Genomic DNA, 3,843 nt, shown 5'->3' with positions numbered 1-3,843 from the left:
TACCGGGAAAGGCTCGGCGAGCCCAGTCGTCGGCATTGGCGGTATTCGATATCAGGTATTTACACCTGGTACTGTCGCAGGTCCACGCCGCTGAGCTGGTCGTAGGTCCGCAGGCGCATTCGGAAAAGGCCGTTGTCGCCCCAGCCGGTGCCCCAGCTGTTTGCGTAGACGATCACGCTGTCGAACACGTTCCGCGTGTCGAGATCAACCCCGATCGCCTCGACCTCGTGGCCGCCGGCGACCCCGCTGGACCGCCATTTGGGGTCAGCGTCGATGAAGCCGGCGGCGTCCGGGTGGAAGAACGCCGCGTACCACGGCATTCCTTGCAGCACCGGGCCGTGCTGGAGCAGCTGCAGCAGACCGTAGGCGGTGCGGGCGAACCGATATCCCTTGATCGTGCCACGTGACTTGAGTACCTTGCAGATGGCCAGGCCGGACGAACCGGTATCGTCCGGTGGGTAGGTGCCGGGATAGCCGTCCACGACGGTGGCATCCTTGTACAGCGTGACGGCAAAGTCCTCCAGCGCCTTGCCGTTGCCCGCCGCGGGCAGAGCCCTACTGCCGACCGCGCTGTAGAAGGGTTCGGTGCCCAGCGCCCCGGTGCCGGCGTTCCCGGTGCACGACCCGAGCTCGCCCTGGTCGAGGATGACAATCCGGCGGTCCCAGAGCTGGTCCACCAGCTTCCCGGACATCGCCGCGACATCGTTCTCGACCATGTACGCCAGACTTCGAGCATCCAGCCACAGGTTGCGGCCGAGCCGCATTCCCTCGTGGACCGTCTCCTCGTATTTGCGATAAAGCAAGCCGCTTTCGAGTAAGCCATGAAGCGAGGCCATCCAGCCACCTCCGGTTGTCACGTCGGACGCGTTGATCATCATTGACGACGCGCCACCGATGATTCTGACACAGCGGGACGCAGACGGCTGGCATTTCTACGACGTCTGCGGTGCGCCGAGTTCCGCAGCCGGCCGGTACTCGCCGCGCGTGCGCATGCACGGATTCCACCGCCGGCGAGACGGCCGCGACGGAGCAAAGAGAAGATCAGTCCGCCACGTCGAGCTGAACGTCGAAGGTGTCGGTCACCTGGGACGACCAGCTACGCTTCTTCACCAGCCGGAGCAGCACCGGGCCGGGCTGCAGCGGCTCGAAAGTGAAGATCCGCATGCCGCCGGCGCCACGCGGCTCGGTCGGGCCCTCGTAGCGGTCGCCGATCGCTCGCAGCAGGGCCGGGTCGGTCTGCGCCTGCCAGCGGTAGCCGGTGGTCGGCGTCTCCGGCAGCTCGCAGACCACCGGCTCGCCGACCCGAACCGTCCGGCGCCTTCCAGCGTCAGCCTTCGCCAGGTACATACGTCCAGTGTGCGTGCCTGCGTCCGCCCCCGGCTACCACGAATGCGTGTCCCTCTCATTACGGATCTGGTATTGACGCATGCTCTGTATACCTTTCTATGGGCACGGTGGCGATACAACTGGCGCGGTTCGAGCAGTGGCGACGATCACGAGCGGTTGCGCTGGAAGCCTCCGGGCGGCTCGTTGACGGTTCTCGGCGAGGTCGCCGCCGCCCGCGAGGAATGCCGGAAGCTCGGCGGCGCCATGGTGCGGGCGGTGTTGGTGTCGGACCGGCCGGCCTTCAGGCCGGCGCGATGCCTGGTGATGATGAAGAGTGCGTAGTCGATACCCACGCCGAGGCCGATGAGGGCGCCGAGCGTCAGGGCGAGACCGGCGATTCGGAGCATGGCACTGAGACGAGGACCCGCCGCGGGCGTGAGTGACTCGGCGGTGACTTCACGGGGAAGCCGGATGAAACACGTAGAGCCATGCGGCCGCCCCGAGGAAGTATGGCTCTCCTGACGTCACAGCGGGTCGCTGATCGTCGATCACGGTAGGCTGGCACGCAGAGGACGCGCCACCGCGGGACCGTGGAGGGGAAGGACCGGATGAGCCGTCGGTTCAACACGGCTGGTCCGTGCAGCCCCGTCGACCATTACATGATCCCGGCGCTGGAACGGCTGCCGGCGGCGCCGGCCCTCGTCGGCCAGAATGCCTACTTCGTCGTTCATGCCCCCCGCCAGACCGGCAAGACGACCGCGCTGCGCGCGCTTGCGCAGGACCTGACCGCCCGGGGCCGCTACGCGGCGCTGCACTTCTCCTGCGAGGTCGCCGAAGCCGCCGGTGACGACTACGGCGCGGCCAACCGCGACATCCTCACCCAGATCAGGATCAACGCCGAGAGCCAGCTGGCAACGGATCTTCGCCCGCCGGCCTGGTCCGCGGAGTCGGAAGGCAGCCTGCTGCAGGTGGCCCTGCGGGCGTGGGCGCTGGCGTGCCCACGCCCACTCGTGCTGTTCTTCGACGAGATCGACGCGCTACGCGGACAGAGCCTGATCAGCGTGCTCCGCCAGCTCCGCGCCGGGTTCCCGACCCGATCCCAGGAGTTCCCCGTTTCGGTTGCCCTGTGCGGCCTGCGTGATGTCCGCGAATACAAGGCGCTCGCCGGCGGAGATCCGGACCGTCTCGGGACCGCGAGTCCCTTCAACGTCAAACTGGAGTCCCTTCGGCTCGGAGACTTCACGCCGGACGAGGTCGCCGAGCTCTACGGTCAGCACACCGCCGAGACCGGGCAGCGGTTCGCCCCGGGTGCCGTCGAACACGCCTACGAGCTCACCGCCGGCCAGCCGTGGCTGGTCAACGCACTCGCCCGCGAGGTCGTCGAGAAAATGGCCGTGCCCGCACCCGAACCAGTCACCATCGCGCACCTCGAGGACGCGAAGGAACGGCTTGTCCTGGACCGCGCCACGCATCTGGACTCGCTCGCGGCCAAGCTCGCGCAGCCGCGGGTCCAGCGGATCATCGGCCCCCTCCTGGCGGGTGATCCGTTCGCTCTCGAGCCCTACGACGATGATCTCGTCTATGTTCGTGACCTCGGCCTGATCGCGCCAAAGGCTCCGGTCCGGGTCGCGAACCCGATCTATCGGGAGGTCATCGCCCGGGTCCTGTCGTCGAGCATCCAGGAGAGCGTCACCGCCGATCCCCGGTCGTTCGTCCGCCCGGAGGGCGGTTTCGACTTCCCCAGGGTGCTCGACGAATTCGCCGACTGGTGGATCGAGAACGGTGACTTTCTGGTCAGGACGGGCTTCTACCACGAGGCGGCTCCCCAGCTGATCCTCATGGGATACCTCCAGCGTGTCGTGAACGGCGGTGGGTTTGTCGAGCGTGAGTACGCGGTCGGCACGGGTCGTGTCGACCTGCACATCCGCTGGCCCTACGTCACCGCCGACGGCTCCCGCCGTGTCCAGCGTGAGGCGTTGGAGATCAAGACCTGGCGTTCGAAGAAGACGGACCCGCTCCGCCAGGGCCTCAGGCAGCTCGACCGCTATCTCGACCGCTTCCAGCTCGGCACCGGCACCCTGGCCATCTTCGACCAGCGCCCCGCGGCCCCCCCCATCGACGAACGTACCGCCATCACCACGGTCACCAGCCCCGCTGGCCGCCCGATCACCCTGCTACGCGGGTAAGGGACAAAGCCGGACAGCGTCTTCGGGGCACGACCAACGTCTCGCCGGGCAGCCCGTCGTACCGCGCTACGACCTGTACGACCCCGCGGACAGGATCCGCTGCCCCTCCGCCGGAACGGCCGACGTGACCTTCCGCTGGGACGGAACGAAGCTGAACGTGGACCCTCCGACGATCCCCCAAGCGACCCCGCCGCCAACAGCAGCCGCCGCTGACCCGGAGCAGGGGACGGAACGAGTATGTAAGTGGCTGCTCCAGCGACCACTTACATACTCGTTCCCGTGACTCGGCCGCCTCGGCTTGGCCGCCGGTTCGGGTGGGCGGGGGTGTCAG

At 67.6% G+C, this 3,843-nt stretch carries 5 protein-coding genes; 2 read left to right on the top strand and 3 right to left on the bottom strand.

Features of this window, described 5'->3' with window-relative positions; translation table 11 throughout:
- Positions 1-59: 59 nt before the first annotated feature.
- From AC5LUJ_RS21890 to AC5LUJ_RS21880, 3 genes are all read right to left on the bottom strand, one after another.
- Positions 60-836, bottom strand: a complete 777-nt coding sequence (locus AC5LUJ_RS21890) for a C1 family peptidase (protein WP_493465642.1) — start codon at positions 834-836, stop codon at positions 60-62.
- A gap of 205 nt (positions 837-1,041) precedes the next feature.
- A complete protein-coding gene (locus tag AC5LUJ_RS21885) occupies positions 1,042-1,347 on the bottom strand; it encodes a protease inhibitor I42 family protein (protein ID WP_445548438.1) in 306 nt (101 codons plus the stop codon).
- A 146-nt stretch (positions 1,348-1,493) separates the two neighbouring features.
- The gene (locus tag AC5LUJ_RS21880) at positions 1,494-1,733 is read right to left on the bottom strand and encodes an MMPL family transporter (protein WP_250280802.1); all 240 of its coding nucleotides are present in this window, start codon (positions 1,731-1,733) and stop codon (positions 1,494-1,496) included.
- Positions 1,734-1,934: 201 nt separating this feature from the next.
- Here AC5LUJ_RS21880 and AC5LUJ_RS21875 point away from each other — a divergent pair, with 201 nt between their 5' ends.
- Entirely contained in the window at positions 1,935-3,512 is a 1,578-nt protein-coding gene (locus AC5LUJ_RS21875) for an AAA family ATPase (RefSeq protein WP_250280804.1), read from the top strand.
- On the top strand, positions 3,481-3,795 hold the full coding sequence (locus AC5LUJ_RS21870; protein WP_445548443.1) for an LppP/LprE family lipoprotein: 315 nt from the start codon (positions 3,481-3,483) through the stop codon (positions 3,793-3,795). The genes AC5LUJ_RS21875 and AC5LUJ_RS21870 overlap by 32 nt, the downstream gene beginning before the upstream one ends.
- Positions 3,796-3,843 lie beyond the last annotated feature (48 nt).

It is taken from the genome of Protofrankia sp. CiP1_Cm_nod3, assembly GCF_982290655.1.
The sequence above is the reverse complement of the archived record's forward strand: the minus strand, read 5'-3'. Positions and strand labels throughout refer to the sequence as shown.